The organism is Streptomyces sp. NPDC086549, from assembly GCF_044746205.1.
In the GTDB taxonomy this organism is placed as follows: Bacteria; Actinomycetota; Actinomycetes; order Streptomycetales; family Streptomycetaceae; genus Streptomyces.
Genome location: NZ_JBIVBS010000001.1, coordinates 705,475 through 729,362, shown reverse-complemented (window position 1 = coordinate 729,362; position 23,888 = coordinate 705,475). Strand labels below are relative to the sequence as shown.

Here is a 23,888-nt window from a genome sequence, read left to right as displayed (position 1 = left end):
GCAGTACTTGACGGCAACGTCAGCGGACAGGTGCTGCGCAGAGCGGCGGGTCGTCGCCGTCCTCGGTCCCGGACGCGGGCGCCGAGAAGTTACGGAGGGCGTGGCCGAGGAGGTCGATGGCCTGGCGCTGGAGGCGGAGGCGGACGTGGGCATACACCGTCGCGGTGACGCCGATGTGGGCGTGGCCGAGGAGTTCCTTGATGACGACGAGTTCGACGCCCTGTTCCAGGAGGAGCGTCGCCGTTGAGTGGCGGAGGTCGTGGAACCGGATTGGCCGTAGGCGGGCGTCGCGGAGCAGGGCGTTGAAGTGGCGGGTGAGGGTGGCGGGTTCGATCGGGTGACCGTCGGGCCGGGTGAAGACGTGGCTGCTGCCCTGCCAGACCGAGCCCGCCTCCTCCTTCTCCTCTGCCTGATGCTCGCGGTGCGCACGAAGCGAGGTGACGCAGGAGACCGGCAGCGCGATGCGCCGTTCGGAGCTGATGGTCTTGGTCGGCAGGGTGGTCAGACCGCCGGTACGGGTGCGTTGGAGGGTGCGGCGGATGGTGGCGGTGCCGGCGTCGAGGTCGAGGTCTTCCCAGTACAGGCCGAGGAGTTCGCCCTTGCGCAGGCCGGTGTGCAGGGCGAGTTCGAACAGGGCGGCGTGCCGGTGGCCTTGGGCGGCGGTGAAGAAGCGTCGGGCTTCGTCGGCGGTGAGTGGGTTGAAGCGGCGGGGGCGAGGGGTTCCGGTGCGGACGTTGCGGGCGACGTTGCGGGGAATCTCCTCCTCGCGCACGGCGTGCTCCAGGGCGGATTTGAGTACGGAGTGGATGTAGGCGAGCGTGACCGGGGAGAGGCGCTTGCGACAGCACTGGCCGATCGCGCAGCAGCGCGGGCGGCGGCTGGCCTGGGCCCTCTGATCGCGTCCTGCGTCGATGCCGTGTGCGCAGCACTGGCAGACGGTCCGCAGTTCGTTGAGCCAGGTGCGGATGTCCTTGGCGGTGAGCTTGGCGAGCTTCTTCCGGCCGAGGCCGGGGATGAGGTACTGGTTGACGCAGGTGGTGTAGCGGGTGTGGGTGGTCTCGCGGAGCTGGTGGACGGCGACGTTCTCCAGCCAGTACGTCAGGTACGCCGCGAGGCTGCCCTGGGCGGTGATGATGGGGACGCCGCGGTTGCTGGCGGCGATCTTCTCGGTCAGCTTGGCGAGGGCCTCCTCGCGTGTGCTGCCGTAGACGCGGACGCGTTTGCGGGTGTTGCCGGGGGCGAGGACGTATCCGGCGGCTTCCCAGCGTCCGTCCTTGCGCTGGTAGACGGTGCCGTCGCCGTTGGCGCGGGTCTTCTTGCGCTTGGGCGCGGTCATTGGGCGGCCTCTTCCATGTGACGCTGAACGTAGTCAGCGAGGGCGTGGGCGGGGATGCGGCGGGCGCGGCCGATGGTCAGGGAGGCCAGGCGGCGGGTGCGCAGGAGGTCGTAGAGTGCCGAGCGGCCGATCTTGAGACGGGCCATGGCCTCGGGGACGGTGAGGAGTTCGTCGTCACGCACCGACTGTCACCGCCTGTTCGCGCGCTGGGCCGCCGCCGATGAGTGCGGCGAGGCGTTCGAGGTCAGGGGTGAGTCCGGTGCCGTCGTAGGCCCAGTGGGCGAGGACGAGGGTGGTCGGTTCGGGGTCGGGGGTGTGACGGCTCTGCCAGGCGGCGCGGGCGGCTCGGAGCGCTCCGAGGGTGGTGGAGTAGGCGCGGGTCTTGGTGGAGAAGTGGCCGCGGAAGCCGAGCATGTGGGCCCAGGCCCGCAGTTTCAGGTGGGCGAGGTCGCGGCGGGCGCCGAGGGCCCAGGCAGTGCGGATCATGTGGGCGGCGTGCTCGGGAATGGTCTCCTGGCCGAGTTCGGCGATCAGCTTCAGTCGGCGGTCGAGGGTGCCGGCCGCGCTTGCGGCGCCCTTGGTGGCGTACTTCGCCACGTACCCGGCGACCTTGCCCTCCGTGATCGTGGTCCCGGCCTGGAAGGCGGCGGACTGGATGACCTTGACGTCCAGCTCCCTGCCGAAGCCGAAGGAGTAGGTCCGACCGTCGATCTCCGGCCCGTCGACATGGGCGCGGGCAGCGGCAGCGTGGATGCCATCGGCCAACGTCTCGGGCGTGGCCCATGCGGGTGGTGGGGTGTGGCTGCCTGCGGGGCCGTCGAGGCGGATCACGGCGTGGAAGTGGATCAGCCCGCGCCGCTGGTACTCGGCGACCTTGGCGTACGAGACGCGGGCGACCCTGTGGAGCAGGCGCTGGGGGATTCCGGCTGCGGCGGCGATGGTGCGGCGCAGGTGGAGCATGAAGCGCGCCCACAGAGCGGGGGCGTGGGCGTTCCACAGCACCGCGCCGGTGTAGTCGTAGCGCTCGGGGTCGAGCGGTGTGCCGAGGAGCGGGTCGCCTTTGGTGTGGGTGCGTCCGCATCGGCAGCGGGCGGAGCCGTTGACGCGTCGGCCGTGGACCGGTCCGTACGAGGGCGCGGTGAGGGTGGCGAAGACGCGGGGGTGGGCGGCGATCTGGTCGGGGATGTTCTTGCCGCCGCGTAGGCCGGCGGCGATGAGGTGGTAGGTGTCCTGGCGGTAGAGCTCGGCGCAGGAGGGGCAGCGGGTGGTGCGGCGGTTGCCGCAGCGGACCAGGAGGTGTCCGGCGGGCAGTTCCTTGGACTTCAGTTCGCGCAGGATCTCGCCGGTGAAGGCGTCGAGTTCGGTTCGGTGGCCTTCGAGCCGGATGGGCCGGGCGCACCCGCCGAGCGAGGACAGCTGCCGTATCAGGCCGAGCAGGTCCCGGTACCCGGTAAACGACGGCAGTACGGCTGCGGCCGGTTCGGGGCGGGGGCTTGTGGTGGTGGGGTTGTGTGGTGGCATGCTGGCGGGACCTCTCTGCGCTGCGGCACATGCGTGTGCCGTGGATGGATGGGGAGGGAGGCCCCGGCAGGGGCGAGGGTTTGGCGACTACACGCTCTTGCCGGGGATGACTGCGTTACGGACTCGGTCGGGAGCGGGACTTTCCGACTCGGGCGGCTGACCGGCGCGGGTCACGCGGCCTTGTCCAGGTCGGCAGAGGCGGGCAGTTCGCGGACCTTCAGTCCGTTGCTGCACATGAGGTCGTTGATCTGCCAGCAGGCTTCGGTGGGCAGGTAGACCGAGCGCAGCCGGACGGGCGTGCGCATGTCGCCGACGGAGGCGATGGAGACGCCCTGGGGCATGGTGCGGTCGGCGGCGGTGATGTCCAGTTCCCGGCCGTCGGGGAAGAGGTGCAGGAAGTCCTCGACGGTGTCGACGCGGTGGCAGATCCGGGCGGACAGGTTGGTGCGGATGGCGGTGGTGAGCACGTCGGCGGAGGGTTTCTGGGTGAGCAGCCACAGCCGGACGCCGAACTTGGCGCCCTGGCTGGCGATGGCCAGCAGTTCGGCCTCGAAGCGTTCGCGGGCCTTGCGGTCGGGGTGACGGGTGTAGTTCGCCACCTCGTCGATCACCACGAGCAGCAGCGGCAGTTCCGGGCTGAAGTCGGTGATGCGGTCGGTACGGCCGGACCAGAACAGCCGCTCCCTGCGCTGCATCTCCTCGCGCACCCAGCGCAGGATCTCGGTCGGCTCGTCGGGGTGGATGGCGTCGGAGACCTTGTACGCGGTACGCCACCAGGGCGCGACCGCGCCGAGGTTGGGGTCGATCACGATCAGGCGCACGTCCCGCATGAGCGAGGCGTAGGCGAGCAGGGTGTTGACGGTGATCGATTTGCCGGAGCGGGTGGCGCCGGCGACGAGGGCGTGGGCGGAGTAGGTGAGGTTGAGCACGACGGGGGTGCCGTCCTCGTCCCATCCGAGCAGCACGTCATTGGTGGAGACGAACTGACCGGGTCGGCAGGCCGGGGAACCGTCGGGATCGAGTAGTGGTGAGCGGATCACCGCCTCCAGTGGTTCCCGCCGGAAGCCGCGCGCGACGATCACGCCTGGTGTGGGCTGGGTGATCCGGATGCGTCGCATGCCCCAGGCGTCGCACAGGCCCTCGCTGGCGTCCTGCCAGGCGCTCAGCCCGACCTGCGGCAGCGCGTCGGCGGTGACGGTGACGCCGAAGGCGTCGGCGCGGGTGTGCAGGCGTGGCACCAACACGCGCGGTTTCGCCGGCTGTTCCTGTGGGCCGTACTGCTGGAGCACGGTGGGGGTGGCGTCCTTGACGGCCAGGCCGAGCATCGGCGCGAGCCGTTTCCAGCTCCACCGCATCCGCCGCGCCTGCCGCAGACTGACACGGGTCTCGGCATCGGCCCGGTACCAGCGGGAGAAGCAGAACCCGGCCCAGCCCAGCAGCCCGAGCGTGCCGAGGCCGAAGACGACCAGCAGCGCGAGCCCGAGGGGGCTGCCGGTCATCAGGCACTCGCCTTGGCGGTGATGGCGTCGGCGCGCAGGGAGATGCCGTGGCGGTCCTTGCCGTTGATCTCGTTCTCCCAGGCCGAGGCGACCAGGCCGGTGAAGGCGACCGGCAGGCCGACCTTCAGGCCCTTGCCCAGACCCGGCTCGGGGACGTTCACGGTGATCACCTCGGCACGGCCGTTGAAGGCGAACATCACGTCCACCAGGTGCAGGTGGGTCGCGGTGGCCCGGTCGATCGCGGGCTGCTGGCCGTCGCGGTCCTTGAACCGCGGCCGGGGCTCGGAGGCCAGGATCACCAGGGCCGGGGACTGGTCGATGGGCATGGTCTTCACGGCAAACCTCCAGGTAGAGGGGCGCGATTCACCAATGTGGGTGATCGCGTGACGCGACTCTACCCGACTCAATCCAACTCCATCCATCCCTATTCATCACTGTTCCGCTCTCGCTCTGTCCCTGGGGTCGCTAATCTGGCCGGTGCAGCGCGCTGTGCTGCGGGAATGGCGGCTGGCCCGTCCTTCCGGCCACCGATGTACGCCGACCCGAGGGATGACGATGCCTCCTGCCGACGACGCGCGCCTGGCGTTCGAGCGCATCGCGGACGATCTCAAGCAGCAGATCCGAAGTGAGAAGCTCCAGCCGGGGCAGTTGCTGCCGTCCCACAGCCAGCTGATGGAGGCGTACGGCGCGTCGAGCCTGACCGTGCAGAAGGCGGTGCGGCTCCTGCGCAGCGAAGGCTGGGTCATGACCCGCCAGGGCAAGGGCACCTTCGTCAGCAGGTCCGCGGACTTCGAGCACGCCTTCGAGAGCGTCGTCAAGGAGCTGGAACGCCAGATCCGCTCCGGCATCCTCACCCCGGGGACCAAGCTGCCGGGCCGTGAAACGCTCGCCGACCACTACGCGGTACCGGTCCGCGTCATCGATACGGCGGTCAGCCTGCTCGTACGCAACGAATGGCTCCGCTACGAGGACGAAGAACACAGCCACGACGCCTACGTACGCGACGCGGACGATCCCGCCCTCGGACGGCACCTCGCCCACGCGGCCCTTGTCCAGAAGATCCGTAACGGCTCGTTGCCCAAGGGCACCCGGCTGACCGCAGCGGAGGCCGCCAAGGCCATCGGCCACAGCGAAGAGAACACCGAACAGGCCCTGGCCACGATGGCCCTGGAAGGGCACGTCCGCAAGGTCTACAAGAACCCGCGCAAGAAGATCCCCTCCCGCACCCGGCCGAGCGAGCCGCAGCCGGAAGAGCTGGCTTACGTCATCGGCGAAAGCCTCTTCTGGGGCGAGCCGGGAGACACAGGCGGAACGGAAGGCAGCTCAGGAGAGCAGCCACCGCACCCAACTCCGTCGGCATCCCGGGACATGGATCTGGCGGGCAAGCTGGATCTGATCCTGGAGCAGATGGCCGATATGCGCGAGCGCCTGGAGCGCCTGGAAGAGGCGAGCCATCGTCCAGGAACCAAGCGCTCCCAGGACACCTGACGGCATGCAAGGGAGATCCCCGGAGAACCATGGCTCTCCGGGGATCTCTACCGGCCCGGTTTGGATGGGAACAGGGAGCCACGAGGCACGGTCAGCGGCAGACGGCCGGGTACGAACTCTCCTGCCTCTTTTCCTCGTCCTCGAGGTCGTCCACGGTGTCGAGATCGTCGTCGGCGGGTGTGGGCAGGCGCGCGCCGCGACTCACCGCGATGCGGCGCACGTTGCCGAGCGCTTCAGTCAACTGGACTGCCAGAAGGTGCAGTTCGCCCTGCGTCCACTGCCGCTTGTCCAGAACACGCTTGGCCTCCTGGAAGAGTTCCCCGGCCAGGCCGAGCTGGGTCGACTCCATGTTGTCGGCGAGCCTCGACAGATATCCGGCCCCGTCACTTGCGAGATAGCACGGCTTGCCCTCGGGCCCGGCCCACGGCAGCAGGCGCAGCTGTCCGGTCCCGCTCGTCATGCCGTGACCTCCACTCCGCCGAACAACCGGGGACTGATGTCGATGCCGCGCACAGCCAGCCGGAGCGCGCGACGCCGAGCCTGCTGCTTCTGCGCCTCCCGCCGCTCGTGCGCGACCAGGTACGGGCGGACCAGCCCGATTTCCTCACCACGCAGTACCCGGGCGGCCGGTACGCGAGCCGGACAGGCGGTCGACGCCTCTACAGCAAGGCCGGCGGATGAGTGATCAGGTCTGCGATGGCGACCCCGTGCGGGCCACAGCAGCCGCAGCAGCGGCTCGAAGATGTGGGCGATACAGTGCGGCATGTCGACGCTCCTTGTCAGCGTTGGCCATGCCCCCGGACCGTTCGCGCGGTCGCGGGGGTCCTGACGAGACGTCAGCCTGCCGACCGGCGATGCACGGCGGTTGCACCAAGAAGTGCAACCGCCCTTGCCCGGGATCTGCTATATCCCGACCCACTCCGCGTACTGCGCCAGCGAATTGCTGCGCGTCCGCTCCTGCCGCTTCAGCGCCAGCACGGTCTCTCGCACGGTCGGGTGGTAGCGCGTCTGCTGCGGGGCGATACGCCGGGCCTGGTGCAGGCAGTCCAGGGCCTGCTCCGGGTGGCCTGACCAGGCATGAGCCCGTCCGAGGTCCATCCAGTGGTGCCCGGCCCGGGAACGGGTCCAGCCGCGCGGGATACGTACGTCCTCTGCAAGTTCGATCGCACGCCCGAAGTCGTCCATTTCGGAGGCGATGGCCACCGCGTGCACCCCGACATTGGTCGGCCCCCAGGTGACGCCGAAGTCGGGCAGTTCACCCGTGGTCCGTGCGAGAGTACGGGCTTTGGCCAGGCGGGCGTCTGCATGCTCCCGGTCCTTCATCCGGCCCGCGATCACCGCAGCCCGCAACTGCATTACGCCCCGCATCGCCTCAACGCCTGCCGGGCGGCGCGTGTCCTGCCCGTCGAGATCGCGCAGGGCTCGGTCGATCACCCGGATGCCCACGTCATAGCGGCCGGACGACATCGTGGTCTGTGCGCGCAGGTAGGCGTGCATGGCGGCCAGCCCCGGCTCGTCGGCGCGTGGTGCCGTCCACGCCAGGCGGTCCAGCGCGACGGTGGCCAGGTCGATATAGCCGAAGTTCCACGCCACGGTGAACACACACCGGAACGTCCCCGACAGACACTCGTAGGCCAGCCGCTGCTCCTCCCCGCTGCTGGTGTGCACCGCCTGCACCGACTCATCGATCAACCCGGGCAGGTCGCGCACCATGTCCGTGTACTGAGCCTGACGGCGCTGCACAAGGGCCCGCTGGACATCAGCTCGGATCAACGCCGCCGGACGCGGAGCCGTCTCCCAGTCGAGAGCGACGTCCCAGTTCTCCAGCCCCTCACGGATCGGCTGGATCAAGGCGTCCATGCGGTCCCGGCGCAACTCCTCGGCGTACGGTTGTCCCAGCAGATCGGAAGTCGAGACGCCCAGCGCACGGGCACAGGCAGCAACAAGAGCCGGGGAAGCAGCCTTCTGCCCACACTCCACCTTCGACAACAGCGACTTCGACAGGTGCGCCCGCATCGCCAGCCCCTGCTGCGTCAGTCCGCGCTGCTTCCGGATACGGGCGATCCGAGCGCCGGTGTGCTCCTCGATGCTCTGCGACACGGCGAACTCCGTTCTGCGGCAACACTCAGACGGTACCCCTGCAACACCGCCCCGGACCGGCCGAACAACGATCACCACTGGCTGCTTGCAGAACCACACCCGCCAGTCCGATGCTTCGGACCACACTCCAGCCGAACGACCAGCCGACGGCCACGGCACAGCGCCAAGGCGGGATGCGTCCAAACTTTCTCTACGTCTTCAAGGCGGCTCGCTCCGCTCCCCGCGCGCGGCCCGGCCCCCGGCCGGGCCTGCGCTCCTGCCTTCGTCCCGCTCCGGCCCGGCCGGCGCCCATGCCACGCTCACAGCAATCAGACGCTTGATGCCAGAGAAGGGGTACGTCGTGGCTGGGGCGGGCGACGGAGCGATTTTAGCCAGCCACTTTGGCGCGAGCCTCGCAGATCATGGCCCCAACGTCGTGCTTTACCGGGCAGGTCCACAGACTAACGTCGCGTCTCTGCAGTGCAGTTGGGGCGCCTGTGGGTGTATGGAGGTTGACGGCCATCGAGGCCCCTGGCAGGTCGGATAGCGGTGAGAGATCTGACCTGTGGAGCCTCGATGTCTTGTCATCGTGTCACCGCAGCGGGAGCGAACTCCAGGGCTGGGCAGCGGATCACGTCGGCGCGGGCGGCCGCCGGGATCCGGCTGGAGGCGCTGGATGAGTTCATCTCCCCGCAGGCGGTGGAGGAAGCCGTCCGTTCGTGTGGCCGCGGAGACAGACGCTGGTGCGCAAGCCTGCCAGCCAGCGCGGTGGTCTACTTCGTGCTGGCGATGTGCCTGCACTTCAACGAGAGCTACGCAGAGATCCTGCGCAAGCTCACCGACGGCCTGCGCGGGGCAGTCCACGCAGGTGCCCTGCGGGTGGCAGGCACCTCCGCTGTATCCAAAGCCCGCACGCGACTGGGGCCTGAGCCGCTGAAAGCCCTGTTCGAGCAGGTGCGCGGACCCCTGACCACCCCGCAGTCGCCTGGCGCGTTCGCCTTCGGCCGCCGCCTGCTGATGCTGTCCCTGGACGGCACCGTCCTCGATGTCGCGCCCACACCGGCCAATACCAAGGCGTTCGGCCCGCCTCCGGGCGGCAGCCACAAACCAGGACGCTATCCGCAGGTCAAACTCGTCCTGCTGATCGCCTGCGGCACCCGCGGCATCATCGGCGCCCGTTTCGGCCCGCGCCGGGACAACGAAGTGACCCTGGCCAAAGACCTGGCCACGGCCCCGACGCTGGCGGACGGGCAGCTCGTGCTGATGGACCGGGCCTTCCACGGCCATGACATCCTCGCCCAGATCACCGCCTGCGGCGCCGACTTCATCGTCCGCGCGCACTCCCACCACTGGCTGCCCCACCTGCGCGAACTCCCAGACGGCAGCTTCCTGTCGTGTGTGCCGGACCGGGCCTCCAGCCAGCGCCAGGCCGCCTCCCGCTTCTGTAACCGTCGTATGCCCCCAGGCCACCCGCACGGCATCCCGGTACGGGTGGTGGACGCCGACATCACCGCCACCCCGGAACACGGGCCTCCCCGCACCCGCCCCCTGCGCGTGATCACCAGCCTGCTGGACCCCGACCAGGCCCCGGCCGAACAGGTCGCCACCCTCTACGCACAACGCTGGAACAGCGAGACCAGCTTGTTCGAGGCCAAGATCCTCCAGCGCGACCACCGGTCTCTGCTGCGCTCCCAGCACCCCGACGGCGTCACGCAGGAAATCTACGGACTGCTCATCACTCATCAATACCTGCAGTCCCAAAGGGCCCACGCCGCCCAAGCCAGCCTGGACCCCGCAACCGGCACCATGCTGGACCCCGACCGCATCTCCTTCACCGCCATCCTGCGCACCATCCGCCGGCACCTGCACTACCGGCCCACCGCAGGACAGCCTCTGCTGATCACCCTCATCCAAGCCGAGGCCCTGGCCCAGCTCATCCCCCGCAGACCCAACCGCGTCAGGCCCCGCGCCAGACAGGCACCCAACCACCGCATGCGAGCTCCCGGCCCCGTGCCCACCGGCAACGTCGCCTACACCATCACCATCTGCCGCCGAGACGAGACGCCTCGCGTCACACCCCGACCACCAGCCAAATAGCGACGCGACGTTAGGTCCACAGACTGCCCGACGCGCCGGAAGCTTACGGGGCCATGATCACTCGCGCCAAAGCAGCTCCAGGCCAAAATCGCTCCGCCGCCCGCCGTTGTCGGCTACCGCCGCTACGTGGCGAGGTCTAAACCACTGACGGCAACGCTGACGGCAACAAGGGCGGACATCAGCGCACTCCAATGGACCTCGACGGACGGGTAGTTCCGCGCCGACCTGCAAAAACCCAGGTAGGGAGCGGCCCGCTTTCACACGTACTATGTGCTGGCGGGCGACACGCCGGTCCTGGTTCACAACTGCAATGATGAGATTCCCGATGTCCTGCATCACTACACCAATGAAGCGGGACATGATGGAATATTGGCGAGCCAAGAGCTTCGCCCGTCCACCCAAGCGGCGAACCCAAACGATGCCAAGTTCGGCGATGGCCAATATCTCACCGACATTGCGCCTGGAACGAAGAGGCCGGGGCAGCTATCCGCCGCCTTCTATCGAGTGCCCTGGCTAGGGAAAAAGGTCTCGCACTATATTTCGATCGATGTGCGTGGGCTAGATGTGCGTCAGGGTAGACCAGGAGTGTTCTATATACTCAACGATGAACCTCTCGATCTCACTGGCCGCATCATTGGGTCTGGAAGGAACTAGCGTGAGGTACGTCAGGGTGGCATGGAGTCATGATCTTGAGGATGAGCCGGTCCTCTACCTGAGTGAACTCGGCGAGGGTGGATATGAGACTCGGAAAATTCAATTCTTCCGGGATGGCAAGGTCGAGTGGGCAGACGAATTGCATGAGACGGCAAGCGTCGGTCTTTCTGAAGTCGCTTTCCCGCTCGATCTTCGAGAAATCTCTGACCAGCCGGAGTTTGATGCTGTAGAGATAGCTCCGGAAGAGTTCGAGCGGGAGTGGATCAAGGCTCGTTCTGCGGGATGAATTAGCCACACCCTGACGGGTGCTGCGGAGCAGTCTCGCGGCCTCGTTGCGTAAATTCGTCACCGCTGATTTGGGTAGCGCGAGCAAATTGGAAGCCCCGCCAGGAATACCCTGGCGGGGCTTCCCGGGCGTCTGACGGCAGTAGTTGACGGCAACGTCAGCGGACGGTTGCTGCATAAGGCGGCGGATCGTCGCCGTCGTCGCCCTCGGCCCGGGCGCCAAGCACGCGTCCGAGGGTGTCGACGGCCTGGCGCTGGAGGCGGAGTCGCACGTGGGCGTAGACGGTGGCGGTGACGCCGATGTGGGCGTGGCCGAGGAGTTCCTTGATGACGACGAGTTCGACGCCCTGTTCCAGGAGGAGCGTCGCCGTCGAGTGGCGCAGGTCGTGGAACCGGATCGGCCGGAGGTGGGCGTCGCGGAGCAGGGCGTTGAAGTGGCGGGTGAGGGTGGCGGGTTCGATCGGGTGTCCATCCGGTCGAGTGAAGACGTAGCCGCCGCCCTGCCAGTCTGCGCCAACTCGCTCCTTCTCCTCGGCCTGCCGCTGGCGGTGAGCGCGGAGGGAGGCGGCGCAGGAGGCCGGCAGGGCGACGCGCCGCTCGGAGCTGATGGTCTTGGTCGGCAGGGTGGCCAGGCCACGGCTGTGGGTGCGCTGGAGGGTGCGGTGGATGCTGGCCGTGCCGCCGTCGAGGTCGAGGTCTTCCCAGCGCAGCCCCAGGAGTTCGCCCTTGCGTAGCCCGGTACGTAGGGCGAGTTCGAACAGCGCGGCGAGTCGGTGGCCGTGCAAGGCGGCGAGAAACTGCCGGGCCTCTTCGGCGGTGAGGGGGTTGAAGCGGCGGGGGCGGGGTGTTCCGGTGCGGACGTTCCGTGCGACGTTGCGCGGTATCTCCTCCTCGCGGACAGCGTGCTCCAGGGCGGACTTGAGCACCGAGTGGATGTAGGCGAGCGTCAGCGCAGAGAGCCGCTTGCCGCAGCAGCGGCCGAGTGCGCAGCAGCGCGGGCGTCGGCTGGCCTGTGCGTTCGGGTCGCGTCCGGCGTCGATGCCGCGAGCGCAGCACTGGCAGACGGTCCGCAGCTCGTTCAGCCAGGTTCGGACGTCCTTGGCGGTGAGCTTGGCGAGCTTCTTCCGGCCCAGGCCCGGTATGAGGTATTGGTGCACGACGGCGGTGTAGCGGGGGTGGGTTGTCTCGCGCAGGTGGTGGACGGCGACGTTCTCCAGCCAGTACGTCAGGTAGGCGGCAAGGCTGCCCTGGGTGGTGACGGCGGGGACGCCGCGGTTGCTGGCGGCGATCTTCTCGGTCAGCTTGGCCAGCGCCTCCGTGCGCGTGCTGCCGTATACGCGTACGCGTTTGCGGGTGTTGCCGGGGGCGAGGACGTATCCGGCGGCTTCCCAGCGGCGGTCTTTTCGCTGGTAGACGGTTCCGTCGCCGTTGGCGCGGGTGCGGCGGGAGGCGGGGGTGTCGCGGGGTGTGGTCATGCAGCTTCCTGGTCGAGGCGGGTGTGGATGAAGTCGGTGAGGGCGTGGGCGGGGATGCGGCGGGCTCGGCCGAGGGTGAGGGAGGGGAGTTGGCGGGTGCGGATGAGGTCGTAGACGGTGGTGCTGCCGAGTTGGAGGCGTTCCATGACCTGGGGGACGGTGAGGAGTTCGGTGCCGGCGGTCACGCGAGGGCCCCCGTCCGGACAGCACGGGGCAGTCGATGAGTGGAGTGACCGGCGCGGTCGCCGGAGCGCTTCGAGCGCCGGGTTTGAGTCGGTTGTTCGGGTCGGGTCTGCCGTTTTGCGGCCAGGAGGTTGGCGAGGTGTTCGAGTTCAGGGAGAAGGCCGGTTCCGGCGTACTGCCAGTGGGAGATGACCAAGGTCGTGTCCGAGTCCATGCGCTGACCGGCGATGTTGCTGTGACCGGGGGGCAGGTCAGCGGGGTGTCCGGCGCGGTCACCGACCTGACTGCCGTCCGTCCGACCGGCCTGCGTCTCAGCCGGTGCTGGGGCGGGGGTCTGGGTGTTGGGTAGGCGGGTTCGCCAGGCGGTGCGTTCGGCTCGGAGGTGGGCGAGGGTGGTGGAGTAGCGGCGGGTGCGGGTGGAGAAATGGCCTCGGAAGCCCAGCATGTGGGCCCATTGGCGCAGGCGGAGGTGGGCGTGCTGGGGCCTGGTGGCGAGGTGCCAGGCGGTGTGGATCAGGCGGCGGGCATGGTTGGTGATGTCGTGGGTGGCGAGTCGGCGAGCAGGCGGAGGCGGCGGTCGAGGGTGCCGTTGGTGGTCTCGGCTCCCTTGGTGGCGTACTTGGCGATGTAGGCGGCGACGTGCCGGTCGGTGACCGGGCCGCCGCCGGTGAAGTCGGTGCCGCGGATCGCGCGGACGTCGATCTGTCGCCCGAACCGGAACACCAACCGCTCTGCCCGATCTGAGTTTTGGGGCTGGGACGCGGGGACGTCCCCGGCGGGCTGCGGTTGCTTCGGCGGTTCGCCCTCGTGGTGGACGCGGGTGCGTGCGGCGGCGGCGCGTACGGCGTGGTCGAGGAGCTGGGTGGTGGCCCAGTCGGGCGGGGTGCTGCCGGGGCCGGTGGGTCCGTCGAGGCGGATGACGGCGTGGAAGTGGACCTGGCCGCGTTTTTGGTACTCGGCGACCTTGGCGTAGGAGAGAGTGGCGTGGTGCCGCAGGGCCCGCTGGGTGAGGCCGGCGGCTTTGGCGATCTCGCGACGCAGGTGGGTGGTGAAGCGGGCCCACAGGGCCGGGGCGTGCGCGTTCCACAGCACCGCGCCCGCGTAGTCGTAACGCTCGGGATCGAGCGGGGTGCCCAGCAGCCGGTCGTCGTCGGAGTGGACCTGGCCGCAGTGGCAGCGGCCGGTGTCGGGCTGGTTGTGGACGGGCCCGAAGCCGGGTGCGGTGAGGGTGGCGAAGACGCGGGGGTGGGCGGCGACGCTGGTGGGGACGGTCTTGCCGCCGCGCAGTCCGGCGGCAATGAGCTGGTAGGTGTCGTAGCGGTAGACGGTCGAGCAGGCGGGGCAGCGGGTGGCACGGCGGTTGCCGCAGCGGACCAGCAGTTCGCCTGCCGGGAGTTGGCCGGAGTCGAGGTGGTTGAGGATCTCGCCGGTCGCGGTGTCGAGTCGGGTGCGGTGTCCGGTGAGGCGGATCGGGCGCACGCAGCCACCGAGTCCGGCTATCTGCCTTGCGAGGGGTGCGAGTTGGCCGGTGGCGGCGAGCTTGGCCAGCTTGGCGGTGAGCCTGGCGCGGCGCTCCAGCGCCGACCGCCCTGCCGCCGAGGCGGTGACGTCCGCCGGGCAGGTCGGCGTCGTGAACGCCGCCGATGGGAACGAGGTGGCTGGAACGGTCGCGGGGTACGGGAGTTGAAGCTGTGCGGACATGCGGAAAGGGGCCTTTCGGCGAGAGCGCGGAAGCGGTACGGCGCGGGGCGGCGTGGGCAGGCCGAAGTGATCGGCTCACAGGGGAACGGGGCGCCTCGAAGTTGGGCGCGGGGGCCGGACCAAGGGGCTGGTCGGCGGAGCGCGGTGGTGATCACCGGCGGGTGCGTGACGTTAACATCGCCTCACGGGCGCATTCAAGTGCATCCCTCCTGATTCCTTTCTGGTGGGTGGTGAGACGCGGGTAGTGTGAGGCCGGTTTCCCGGTTTGGGCGGGCCGGATTTTGCTGGTACAGGGCGTGGAAAGCGGGGGTGACCGGGCGTGATGGCGACGCGGCGCGGGCGCAGGCCGGCGGGCAGCGGGGTGCAGCTGACGTTCGAGGTCATCGCCGAGACCCTGCGGGAGCAGATCCGCTCCGGCGGGCTGAAGCCGGGGGACGCGCTGCCGACGCAGGCCGTGCTGATGCGGGAGTTCGGGGCGGCGAGCCTGACCGTGCAGAAGGCCATGGCCCTGCTGAAGCAGGACGGGTGGGCGGTCTCCCGTCCCGGCAAGGGCGCCTTTGTCGCCCACCACGGCCACGTCGCCGACGATGCTGATGACCTCGACGGCCCGGAGGCGACCGCACCCGTCGGCGGGATGGCTGCCCGCGTCGAGGCGCTGGAACGGGCGCTGGCCGAGGCCGCTCAGCAGATTGCCGACCTTCGTGGCCGCGTGGAGACCCTGGAGTCAGGCGGCGGCGGGCGGGGCCACTGACCCGCCGTGCCGGATGGCCGGGGGTGTGCGTTCAGATTTTCTCTACGAGGTTCAAGGCGGCGTCCGCCCGTCTGAACCGGCCGAACAACGCCGACCGACCCACCGTCGGGCAAGCAGCCGACGCCCGTCCTGGGTGCCAGCGGGCGGCCGGACCAAGGCGCGAGCGGGACTCAACCTGGTACGGCCGGCAGCAAGTTGTGGGCGTGGAGCCCTTGCGCGTCGCGCAGCAAGTTGTCGCCTACGACCGTCCTACGGCCGGATCGCAGGCACAGGGCCGACTAGGGTGCCGACCCACAACATCCGTCGCCGGGCTCACCGAGGGCGGTGGCCGACGTCGCCTCCGGCGGGGAACGAAGCTCCCGGCCACCCGTCGCAGGCCGACCCTTCCCGCCCCGGCGCCCGCGTCGCCAGACTGGGCGACGCGCCAGACCGGCCGCGCGCTGCCTCTCCCACTCGGGCCCGATCCTGCCGAAAGAAGCCGGCCCTGCGCCGCCTCGGCCGGTTGCCGCCGGTTTGCGGCGGCGCCGTGACAGGAGGACGAAGGGGGAGTATTGGGTTGTGCGACGCTGGAGTGGCTGTGGTCGCGGCGACGGCACACGACCTGAGCTACGAAGTCGCGCTCTCGCACCCCGTGCCATATATCATCGGTGCTATGGACGGTGGGCGGTACTCGATCGAGATCGAGCCGGAGGTGCGACTGTGGCTGGAGAACATTCCCGCCCATCACTACAAGCAGGCCGAACGCGTCGCCGACCTGCTCGCCGAGCAGCCCACCACGCTCGACGAACCGCACTCCCGCCACCTGGGCGGCAAGCTCCGCGAGCTGCGCTTCCGCCTCGGCGATGCTCACCAGCGCATTACCTACTGGCTCGCACCCGACCGTCGCGTCGTGCTGCTCACCGTTTTCCGCAAGACCAAAATGCGCGAGCAGGCCGAAGTGGACCGCGCGCACGCCGCTCAACGGCTGTGCGAAGCCGAGCACCAGGCAGCCACCGAACACGACCTCTACAGCCGCGACCTCAAGGAGAACCGATGAACCACAGCGAATGGAGGACCCGCCGCCACCGCCAGCTGGCCGGTGAACACCTCGAGGCCGACCCCGAGTATGACCGCGTCTACGACGAAACCAGCCTGGCCATGACGCTGGGCAAAGCCGTCTACGACCGGCGCAAGCAACTCGGTCTGAGCGAGGCCGACCTGGCCGAGCGCCTACACACCACCACCGACGAGATCGAAGGCATCGAGACCGCCACCGAACTGCCGCCCATCGCTGTCATCATGCGCCTGGCCCGAGCCCTGGACCTCACCGTCGACATGCACCTCGCCCCTGGGGATGAGCCCACCGTCACCATCGTCACCCCGGCCGCCTGAACCCAGGAGGAGCCATGCATGACGCCTCCACAGCACTCGCCCGCGAGCTGGGCAGACTCGTCCACGACCGGCGCACCGAGCTCGGGCTGTCCCAGGCCGAGCTGGCTGAGCGGTGCGGGATGAAACAGCCGCAGATCTCCCGCTTCGAAGCCGGCGGAACGGTGCCCACCCTTCCGATGCTGCGCCGCCTGGCCCGTGCCCTTGGAGCCGACTTGAGCATCAGTCTCACTCCGCACGACCAAGCCGCTTGACGTGGATCTCGAATCCCGAGAATTCCATGAGTGGTCTAGATCATCGACGGCAGTAGTGACGGCAACACCGGCGGACTTCAGTACACATGCACGGACGTGGAACGGCTGTCAAATGGAAGCCTGACCAGCGAAGTTGCAGCTGACGGAGCCCCCGCCCGCACACGTACTATGTGCTGGCAGGCGGCACGCCGGTCCTTGTACACAACTGCAATACGGAAGCCGTCTCACCGGCATTCGAGGGCGATCCGTACCATCCGAACGAGGTACAAAAGCGGATCGATGCTGGGCGGGCTGCGTGGGCGAAGATTCCGAGAGAAGTCCACAACACTGTGAACGGTATTGAAAGCGGTAGGGTCACTCAGCGGATCAACAGCGACGGGCCCGACTGGTTCAACGCGAATGGCAATACCAAAAGCCCTTGGTATGACGCAACGATCTTCACTGGCGTGGGCTCGCCCACGACCAAGACTCGCGTGCTTGTGCGAATCGACGGGGTTGTTGGGTATGTGCTCGGTCACAACTACAACAATGTGATCGAGTACGGCTACGCCAATCTCCTCGCCCAGTACGTACCGCGACCGTGATCTCGAGATGGATGAAATGGAACTGAAGGAAACTCTTGCCGCAGCGGGTCTTCGGGTGCTGGAGAGATGCGGCGACCTGAGCGGACTCATGCCCGCTCTCGTCAGTGGCCAGGCGCCGAGCTGCCCTGCCGAGGACGGCCGAGCCGAATCCCTAGTCGATATCGAGGATCCGCTGCTGCTCGAGAAGGCGAACGCAGACTGGTACCGACTCTCGGTCGACGCAGGCCTTTTCGCTGAGACCGATCGTCGGTTCCTGGTCGCGCTCACCCCCGAGGAGGACGGTCCTGCGCAGTGGATCTGCGTGGAATTGCAGGACTCTTGGGACATCATAGGAAGAGGTGCTTCAAGCCTGCTCGGCAGTGGGTATTGTCGGCCTGAATTTCGGATGCTCTCTCTTGATGGGTCAGTGCTTTCCTGTGGGACCACCTGGGAGTCCGCGATCAGTGTCTTCGTCCTGAAGGATCCACTCCATTCGCAAGTCCTTCGCAAGTTTGCCGAATGGGTGGCGACGGGTGAAATCGGGCATCCGGTAGAGAGTGCCGCGGCGCGTCGCTGGCTCGGCATCCCTTAGCGATGTTGGTTTCCGTGGGGTGATTATCAGCATGGCTATCGGGAGCGTTCAATAAACGGCCAGAAGCCCCGCCGGAATGGAATTCCGGCGGGGCTTCTTCGGTCTCTGACGGCAGTAGTCGACGGCAACGTCAGCGGACGGGTGTTGCACAAGGGGGTGGATCGTCGCCGTCGAGTGGCGGAGGTCGTGGAACCGGATCGGCCCAAGGCGGGCGTCGCGGAGCAGGGTGTTGAAGTGGCGGGTGAGGGTGGCGGGTTCGATCGGGTGCCCGTCGGACCGGGTGAAGACGTGGCCTCTGCCCCGCCAGTTCGAGCCCGCATCCTCATTCTCCTGTGCCTGGTACTCGGATCCGGGCGATCCGGGCGCCAGTGGGCTCCTCGATGCTCTGCGGCACGGCGAACTCCGTTCTGCGGCAGCACTCAGACGGTACCGCCACCACAGCGCCTCGGATCAGCCGAGCGATCACCCCGGATGCCGCAGGCTCCCTCATCCCTGAGCAGAGACACGCCCGATCTGGCCGTGACCGTGGGCGAGTTCGTACCAGCGCTGTGGGCCGTCAGCCCGTGGTCGTCCACCCCGGGAGTGTGGGCAGCACCTTCTCCGCGACGCGGAGCAGTGCCGCGTCGTCGGGCACTACGGAGTCCTGGCGCCAGATGGCTATCTCGAAGGAGCCGCCGCCGTCCTTCGGGTCCGGGGCGACCTGGAGGGTGCGCGCGATGCCGCCGGGTCCGGATTCGGCCTTGCCGCCGCCGAGGCTGAAGCTGAGGGCGATGGTCCGGTCCGAGTAGAGGACCGCCGGGTGGCCGAGGACCGTCTTCTTCTCCGGGCTGCTCAGCCGGTCGGTCGTCCCGGCGATTGGGAGGTCGTCGTAGGACCGCGACAGCTTCACGGAGTAGGTCTCCAGCGTGACGGTCGCCTCGGGGATGGCGATCCTGGTGCCGCTCGGGAGCTCGAACGAGGTCTGACTGCCGTGGGCGGTCTCGGCCTGTTCCTGGGGCGTTCCGAGGAGCGTCGGCAGGTCCGTGCGGTTCAGTGCCGTGCACAGCTCTGTCCCGGAAACGCGCTTCGAGGGCTTGGCCTTCTTGTCGGCCGAGCAGGTGGCCGGCTCGTCGGCGTTGTGCGCGGAGGTCTTCTGAAGCGCCCAGAGCCCGCCCCCGAGGGCTGAGATCAGCACCACCGCCGCGACGGCCTGAGCCCACGCGTTCGGGCTCTTCTCGGCTGCGGCGACTGCATCGGCCATGTCTTCCATTACCCCCGGTTCCCCCTGATCGCGCCGGACGCGCGCCGGGGGAGCCTAACGGGTGATCGATGCACGGGGAAGCGAGATTCCTCAGTGCGCGCGGGCCGCCCCGCTTCCGGTGGGGACGGCCCGCGTGTTACTCGAACTCACCTTCAGGGACGGTCAGTTCACGTTGACCGCGCTCCAGGCCGCCGCCACCGCGTTGTACTCCGTGCTGCCGGCGCCGTAGAGGTCCTTGGCCGCGTTCAGGGTGGCCGTGCGGGCGCCCGCGTAGTTCGTGGAGGACGTCATGTAGACCGTCAGCGCCCGGTACCAGATCTTGCCGAGCTTGTCCCGGCCGATGCCGGTGACCGTCGAGCCGTTGGAGGTCGGCGAGTCGTAGCTGACCCCGTTGATGGTCTTCGCGCCGCTGCCCTCCGCGAGCAGGTACGCGAAGTGGTTGGCGACGCCCGAGGAGTAGTGGACGTCGAGGTTCCCGACCGACGAACTCCAGGAGTCGGCGGAGTTCCCGTCCTTGGACGGCTTGTCCATGAAGCGCAGGGCGGGCTTGCCGAAGCCGGGCTTCACGATCTTCTCGCCGATGAGGTAGTCACCCTGGTCGGAGGGGCTGTTGGCGTACCACTCGACGAGGGTGCCCATGATGTCGGAGGTGGCCTCGTTGAGCCCGCCGGACTCGCCCGAGTAGGTCAGCGCCGCCGTCTTGGACGTCACGCCGTGCGACATCTCGTGGCCCGCGACGTCCAGCGCCACCAGCGGGCCGAAGACCGAGCCGTCACCGTCGCCGTACGTCATGCAGAAGCAACTGTCGTCCCAGAAGGCGTTGTTGTAGTTGTTGCCGTAGTGGACGCGGTTGTACGAGCCCTTGCCGTCGCCCGCGATGCCGTTCCGGCCGTGGACGTTCTTGTAGTAGTCCCAGGTCTCGTTGGTGCCGTACTGCGCGTCCACCGCCGCCGAGGAGCGGTCGGCCGTCGTCCCCGTGCCCCAGTGGTTGTCGGCGTCCGTGAACAGCGTCGCGGGGGCGCGGACGAAGCAGATGCCGAAGATGCACAGGTCGGTCTTGTTGGCGGCGTCACCGGTGTACGTGTTGCCGCGGGTGGGGTCCTTCAGCTGGTACGTCGATCCCGACAGCGTCGTCTCCAGCGGCACCGTGCCGCTGTAGAGCGACTTACCGTCGCCGGTCGCCGTCTCGATGCTGTCCCACGCGTCGATCTGGGCGCCGGTCCGGGCGTCGGTCAGCACCGTGCGGGCGACCGGGTTGCCGAGGGAGTCCTGGCCGGCCGCGTCGGTGCGCCAGGCCAGCCTCGGGGCGCCGTGCAGGGCGTCGACGACCAGCTGCGGCCTGGCCTTCACCTGCTTCAGGCGGTCGCCGAGGTTCGCGGCGCGCAGCGCGTTCACCGCGAGGTCGGCGGCCCTGGGGGCGGACAGCTTCGGGGTGATCGAGGAGAGGGATATGTGGCTCCTCGTGGCGCGGTTCGCGCTGCGGAACGTGCCGTTCGGGGCCAGGTGGACCACGAAGTCACCGCCCAGGACGGGCAGTTGGCGGTAGGTACGGTCGTAGCGGACGTGCTGGGTGCCGTCCTTGTCGACGATCACGTCCCGGACGCTGGTGTCCTGCGCGGAGCCGAGCCCGAGGCTCGTGGCGTGCTGTACGAGCGCCGAGGCCGCGTTCTCGATCGCGGTGGCCCGGGTCGGTCTGCCGTCGGCGTGGGCGGCGGGGGAGAGGGTGGCGGCCAGCAGGGTCGCGGTGGTGGCGGCGATGCCGGCCGTGGTGAGACGGGATCCTCGGATGTGCCGTGTCCGACTCATCAGTCTCCTTGGGAAGGCGCCTCGAAGGCGTGGGGGTGGCGCTGGTGACGACAGAGATTTAAGGGGGCATGACATGTCATGTCCATAGCGCTCACAAGGAGATGTGTGAGGGGATGGAGGGGGTGGAGAATCGTTCCTGTGACGCTTCCGTTCTTCGTCTACGGCACGCTCCGCCCCGGCGAACCCAACCACGACCTGTTCCTGCGCGGCCGCACGCACACGGAGGAACCGGCCCGGCTCCCGGACGCGGTGCTCTACGACGGCCCCGGCTACCCCTACGCCGTCGAGGCCCCCGGGGAAGCGGTCAGCGGCGACCTGGTCACCGCGCTCCCGGAGGCCTACGGCCGGCTGCTCGCGGAACTGGACCGGCTGGAGGAGTACGCCCCGGGCGACCCGCACAACCTGTACGAGCGCATCGCCCGGGACGTCGTACGCGTCGACGGCACGGCCGCCCGGGCCTGGGTCTACGTGGCCGCGCCGCGCATCGCCGTCCGGCTGCGGGCCCAGGGGCGGCTGATAGCGGGCGGGGACTGGCTCGCCCGCCGCTGACTCAGCCCAGCAGCCTGAGCCCCTCGGGCACGGCGATCCCGAACTCCTCCTCCACCACGCGCCGAACCTACGCGAGGTTCACCCGCCCAGGGCTCCTGTCACAGAGGCCGGACGTCACACAGGCCGGATGTCACACAGGCCGGACGACCTCCACCCGCACCGCACACGTCTTGAACTCCGGCATTCGCGAAGTCGGGTCCAGGGCCGGGTTCGTGAGGGTGTTGGCGCGGCCCTCGCCCGGCCAGTGGAAGGGCATGAAGACGGTGTCGGGGCGGATGGCGGTGGTGATGCGGGCGGGTGCCACGGCCCGGCCGCGCCGGGAGACCACCGCCAGCGGGTCACCCTCGGCCGCCCCGAGCCGGGCGGCAAGGCGCGGGTGCAGCTCCACGAACGGGCCGGGTGCGGCCGCGTTCAGCTCCGCGACCCGCCGCGTCTGCGCCCCCGACTGGTACTGCGACACCACCCGGCCGGTCGTCAGCAGCAGCGGATACTCCGCGTCCGGCTCCTCCGCACTCGCCCGGTGCGTCACGGGCACGAACCGCGCCCGCCCGTCCGCCGTGGCGAACCGGTCCAGGAAGAGACGCGGGGTTCCGGGATGTACGGAGGCCTCGGCGTCCCGGGCCGGATCGTCGGGGAGCGCGTCGAGCACGGCGTCCTCACCATCCTCGCCGTCCTCGGCAGCCGTGTCCGTCACCGACGGGCACGGCCAGAACACCCCGTTCTCCTCCGCCAGCCGCCGGTAGGTGATCCCCGAGTAGTCCGCCGGGCCGCCCGCGCTGGCCCGGCGCAGCTCCTCGAAGACCTCCTCGGGGTCGGTCGGGAAGCCCTTCTCCACGCCCAGGCGGGCGGCGAGCCCGTGCAGGACCTCCAGGTCGCTGCGGACCCCGTCGGGCGGTGTGATCGCCTGGCGGCGCAGCAGCACGCGGCCCTCCAGGCTGGTCGTGGTGCCGGTCTCCTCGGCCCACTGGGTGACCGGCAGCACGACGTCCGCGAGGGCCGCCGTCTCGGAGAGGACGACGTCCGCGACGGCCAGGAAGTCCAGCGACCGCAGCCGTTCCTCGATGTGCCCCGCGCGCGGCGCCGACACCACCGGGTTGGAGCCCATCAGCAGCAGCGCCCGGATGTCCGTGCCGAGCGCGTCCAGCAGCTCGTACGCGCTGCGCCCCGGCCCGGGCAGCGAGTCGGGGTCCACGCCCCATACCCCGGCCACGTGCCGCCGCGCGGCCGGGTCGGTCAGCTTGCGGTAGCCGGGCAACTGGTCGGCCTTCTGTCCGTGTTCGCGGCCACCCTGCCCGTTGCCCTGCCCGGTGAGACAGCCGTACCCGGACTGCGGACGGCCCGCGCGGCCGGTCGCCAGACACAGGTTGATCCACGCGCCCACCGTGTCGGTGCCCTTGGACTGCTGTTCCGGCCCGCGTGCCGTGAGCACCATCGCGGCCTCCGGCTCGCAGAACAGCCGTACGGCCTCCCGGAGTTGAGGAACGGACACCCCCGTGATCCGTTCCACGTACTCCGGCCAGTGGGCCATGGCCGCCGCCCGCGCGTCCTCCCAGCCGACCGTGCGCTCCTGGATGTACGCCTCGTCCGTCCGGCCCTCCGCCACCACCAGGTGCAACAGGCCGAGAGCAAGCGCGAGATCCGTACCCGGACGCGGTGCCAGGTGCAGGTCGGCCTGTTCGGCGGTCCTCGTCCGGCGCGGGTCGACGACGATCAGCGTGCCGCCGTTCTCGCGCAGTTCGCTGAAGAAGCGCAGCGACGGCGGCATCGTCTCCGCGAGATTGGAGCCGACCAGGATCACGCACCCGGTCCTGGGGATGTCCTCCAGCGGGAAGGGCAGTCCCCGGTCCAGGCCAAAGGCCTTCATGCCGGCCGCCGCCGCCGACGACATGCAGAAGCGGCCGTTGTAGTCGATCTGCGAGGTGCCGAGCGCCACCCGCGCGAACTTGCCGAGCGTGTACGCCTTCTCGTTCGTCAGCCCGCCCCCGCCGAACACCCCGCACGCGTCGGGACCGTATGCGTTCCGCGCCGACGACAGGCCCGCGGCGATCCGGTCGAGTGCCTCCTGCCAGGTCGCGGGCACCAGCGTGCCGCCGGAGCGCACCAGCGGGGAGGTCAGCCGGACGCTCGACGCGAGCAACGCCGGTGCCGTACGGCCCTTCCCGCACAGCGCCCCCCGGTTCACCGGGAAGTCCGCGCGCTCGGAGACCTCGACGCCCCCTCCGGGCAGGGGCGACAGGGCCATCCCGCACTGCAGGGCGCAGTACGGGCAGTGGGTGGGCGTCGAGGCGGTCTCCATGCCACTCAGCGTGCTTCGGGCGTGTTACGTCCCGTGACCGCTCCCTGTTACACGGACGGGAAGGCGACCTCCCCGCCGCGCCCCCGCCGCCGTGAGGCACGCACCTGTCCACCCCTGAGTCGCCGCAGGACGGTACTGGAGTTGCCCACGT

Annotated in this window: 23 protein-coding genes and 2 pseudogenes; 11 read left to right on the top strand and 14 right to left on the bottom strand. The window is 69.2% G+C overall.

Going from position 1 to position 23,888, the window contains the following annotated elements:
- Positions 1-19: 19 nt before the first annotated feature.
- From ACIPSA_RS03415 to ACIPSA_RS03395, 5 genes are all read right to left on the bottom strand, one after another.
- On the bottom strand, positions 20-1,336 hold the full coding sequence (locus tag ACIPSA_RS03415) for a tyrosine-type recombinase/integrase (RefSeq protein WP_402628267.1): 1,317 nt from the start codon (positions 1,334-1,336) through the stop codon (positions 20-22).
- A complete protein-coding gene (locus ACIPSA_RS03410; RefSeq protein WP_402628266.1) occupies positions 1,333-1,518 on the bottom strand; it encodes a helix-turn-helix domain-containing protein in 186 nt (61 codons plus the stop codon). Before ACIPSA_RS03410 ends, ACIPSA_RS03415 begins: the two co-directional genes overlap by 4 nt.
- A complete protein-coding gene (locus ACIPSA_RS03405) occupies positions 1,511-2,857 on the bottom strand; it encodes a replication initiator (RefSeq protein WP_402628264.1) in 1,347 nt (448 codons plus the stop codon). The genes ACIPSA_RS03410 and ACIPSA_RS03405 overlap by 8 nt, the downstream gene beginning before the upstream one ends.
- Before the next feature lie 170 nt (positions 2,858-3,027).
- Positions 3,028-4,356 (bottom strand): FtsK/SpoIIIE domain-containing protein, encoded by a 1,329-nt coding sequence (locus tag ACIPSA_RS03400; RefSeq protein ID WP_402628262.1) that lies wholly within the window; start codon positions 4,354-4,356, stop codon positions 3,028-3,030.
- Positions 4,356-4,682, bottom strand: coding sequence for a hypothetical protein (locus ACIPSA_RS03395; protein ID WP_402629455.1), 327 nt, complete (start codon positions 4,680-4,682; stop codon positions 4,356-4,358). The genes ACIPSA_RS03400 and ACIPSA_RS03395 overlap by 1 nt, the downstream gene beginning before the upstream one ends.
- Before the next feature lie 223 nt (positions 4,683-4,905).
- Between ACIPSA_RS03395 and ACIPSA_RS03390 the strand changes: the two genes are divergently transcribed.
- On the top strand, positions 4,906-5,844 hold the full coding sequence (locus ACIPSA_RS03390) for a GntR family transcriptional regulator (RefSeq protein ID WP_402628260.1): 939 nt from the start codon (positions 4,906-4,908) through the stop codon (positions 5,842-5,844).
- Positions 5,845-5,935: 91 nt separating this feature from the next.
- Here the strand turns inward: ACIPSA_RS03390 and ACIPSA_RS03385 are convergent, their stop codons facing one another.
- From ACIPSA_RS03385 to ACIPSA_RS03375, 3 genes are all read right to left on the bottom strand, one after another.
- Positions 5,936-6,304: a hypothetical protein gene (locus tag ACIPSA_RS03385; RefSeq protein WP_402628259.1), complete on the bottom strand. Its 369-nt coding sequence runs from the start codon at positions 6,302-6,304 to the stop codon at positions 5,936-5,938.
- Positions 6,301-6,609 (bottom strand): hypothetical protein, encoded by a 309-nt coding sequence (locus ACIPSA_RS03380; RefSeq protein WP_402628257.1) that lies wholly within the window; start codon positions 6,607-6,609, stop codon positions 6,301-6,303. The genes ACIPSA_RS03385 and ACIPSA_RS03380 overlap by 4 nt, the downstream gene beginning before the upstream one ends.
- A gap of 138 nt (positions 6,610-6,747) precedes the next feature.
- Positions 6,748-7,944 carry a helix-turn-helix domain-containing protein gene (locus tag ACIPSA_RS03375; RefSeq protein WP_402628255.1) on the bottom strand — a complete coding sequence of 399 codons (1,197 nt, stop codon included), beginning with the start codon at positions 7,942-7,944 and terminating at the stop codon, positions 6,748-6,750.
- A gap of 555 nt (positions 7,945-8,499) precedes the next feature.
- Between ACIPSA_RS03375 and ACIPSA_RS03370 the strand changes: the two genes are divergently transcribed.
- From ACIPSA_RS03370 to ACIPSA_RS03360, 3 genes are all read left to right on the top strand, one after another.
- A complete protein-coding gene (locus ACIPSA_RS03370; protein WP_402628253.1) occupies positions 8,500-10,020 on the top strand; it encodes an IS4 family transposase in 1,521 nt (506 codons plus the stop codon).
- A gap of 270 nt (positions 10,021-10,290) precedes the next feature.
- Positions 10,291-10,674, top strand: coding sequence for an HYD1 signature containing ADP-ribosyltransferase family protein (locus ACIPSA_RS03365; protein ID WP_402628251.1), 384 nt, complete (start codon positions 10,291-10,293; stop codon positions 10,672-10,674).
- On the top strand, positions 10,625-10,960 hold the full coding sequence (locus tag ACIPSA_RS03360) for a DUF6881 domain-containing protein (protein WP_402628249.1): 336 nt from the start codon (positions 10,625-10,627) through the stop codon (positions 10,958-10,960). The genes ACIPSA_RS03365 and ACIPSA_RS03360 overlap by 50 nt, the downstream gene beginning before the upstream one ends.
- Positions 10,961-11,117: 157 nt before the next feature.
- Here the strand turns inward: ACIPSA_RS03360 and ACIPSA_RS03355 are convergent, their stop codons facing one another.
- The 3 genes and pseudogenes from ACIPSA_RS03355 to ACIPSA_RS03345 form a co-directional block, all read right to left on the bottom strand.
- Complete coding sequence (locus tag ACIPSA_RS03355; RefSeq protein ID WP_402628247.1) at positions 11,118-12,434, bottom strand: tyrosine-type recombinase/integrase; 1,317 nt, start codon at positions 12,432-12,434, stop codon at positions 11,118-11,120.
- Positions 12,431-12,619: a helix-turn-helix domain-containing protein gene (locus tag ACIPSA_RS03350; protein WP_402628245.1), complete on the bottom strand. Its 189-nt coding sequence runs from the start codon at positions 12,617-12,619 to the stop codon at positions 12,431-12,433. The genes ACIPSA_RS03355 and ACIPSA_RS03350 overlap by 4 nt, the downstream gene beginning before the upstream one ends.
- Positions 12,616-14,318 (bottom strand): annotated as a pseudogene (locus tag ACIPSA_RS03345) (replication initiator). The gene ACIPSA_RS03350 and the pseudogene ACIPSA_RS03345 overlap by 4 nt, the downstream one beginning before the upstream one ends.
- Positions 14,319-14,640: 322 nt before the next feature.
- Here ACIPSA_RS03345 and ACIPSA_RS03340 point away from each other — a divergent pair.
- The 6 genes and pseudogenes from ACIPSA_RS03340 to ACIPSA_RS03315 all read left to right on the top strand — a co-directional run bounded on the left by ACIPSA_RS03340 (position 14,641) and on the right by ACIPSA_RS03315 (position 17,846).
- Complete coding sequence (locus tag ACIPSA_RS03340) at positions 14,641-15,069, top strand: GntR family transcriptional regulator (protein WP_402628244.1); 429 nt, start codon at positions 14,641-14,643, stop codon at positions 15,067-15,069.
- Positions 15,070-15,721: 652 nt separating this feature from the next.
- Positions 15,722-16,105 carry a type II toxin-antitoxin system RelE/ParE family toxin gene (locus ACIPSA_RS03335; RefSeq protein WP_402628243.1) on the top strand — a complete coding sequence of 128 codons (384 nt, stop codon included), beginning with the start codon at positions 15,722-15,724 and terminating at the stop codon, positions 16,103-16,105.
- A complete protein-coding gene (locus ACIPSA_RS03330) occupies positions 16,102-16,440 on the top strand; it encodes a helix-turn-helix domain-containing protein (protein WP_402628241.1) in 339 nt (112 codons plus the stop codon). Before ACIPSA_RS03335 ends, ACIPSA_RS03330 begins: the two co-directional genes overlap by 4 nt.
- A 35-nt stretch (positions 16,441-16,475) precedes the next feature.
- A pseudogene (locus tag ACIPSA_RS03325) lies at positions 16,476-16,691 on the top strand (helix-turn-helix domain-containing protein); the annotation flags it as partial.
- A 170-nt stretch (positions 16,692-16,861) separates the two neighbouring features.
- Positions 16,862-17,275: a hypothetical protein gene (locus tag ACIPSA_RS03320; protein ID WP_402628239.1), complete on the top strand. Its 414-nt coding sequence runs from the start codon at positions 16,862-16,864 to the stop codon at positions 17,273-17,275.
- A gap of 7 nt (positions 17,276-17,282) precedes the next feature.
- Complete coding sequence (locus ACIPSA_RS03315; protein WP_402628237.1) at positions 17,283-17,846, top strand: hypothetical protein; 564 nt, start codon at positions 17,283-17,285, stop codon at positions 17,844-17,846.
- A 556-nt stretch (positions 17,847-18,402) separates the two neighbouring features.
- Here the strand turns inward: ACIPSA_RS03315 and ACIPSA_RS03310 are convergent.
- Both ACIPSA_RS03310 and ACIPSA_RS03305 read right to left on the bottom strand, forming a co-directional pair.
- Positions 18,403-19,086 carry a DUF6215 domain-containing protein gene (locus ACIPSA_RS03310; protein ID WP_402628235.1) on the bottom strand — a complete coding sequence of 228 codons (684 nt, stop codon included), beginning with the start codon at positions 19,084-19,086 and terminating at the stop codon, positions 18,403-18,405.
- Positions 19,087-19,248: 162 nt separating this feature from the next.
- Entirely contained in the window at positions 19,249-20,892 is a 1,644-nt protein-coding gene (locus tag ACIPSA_RS03305; protein WP_402628233.1) for a M4 family metallopeptidase, read from the bottom strand.
- Positions 20,893-21,030: 138 nt separating this feature from the next.
- Here ACIPSA_RS03305 and ACIPSA_RS03300 point away from each other — a divergent pair, with 138 nt between their 5' ends.
- Positions 21,031-21,441, top strand: a complete 411-nt coding sequence (locus ACIPSA_RS03300; protein ID WP_402628232.1) for a gamma-glutamylcyclotransferase family protein — start codon at positions 21,031-21,033, stop codon at positions 21,439-21,441.
- Between the two features lie 130 nt (positions 21,442-21,571).
- Here ACIPSA_RS03300 and ACIPSA_RS03295 read toward each other — a convergent pair whose 3' ends face one another.
- Complete coding sequence (locus ACIPSA_RS03295) at positions 21,572-23,737, bottom strand: molybdopterin oxidoreductase family protein (RefSeq protein ID WP_402628230.1); 2,166 nt, start codon at positions 23,735-23,737, stop codon at positions 21,572-21,574.
- Positions 23,738-23,888: the final 151 nt, after the last annotated feature.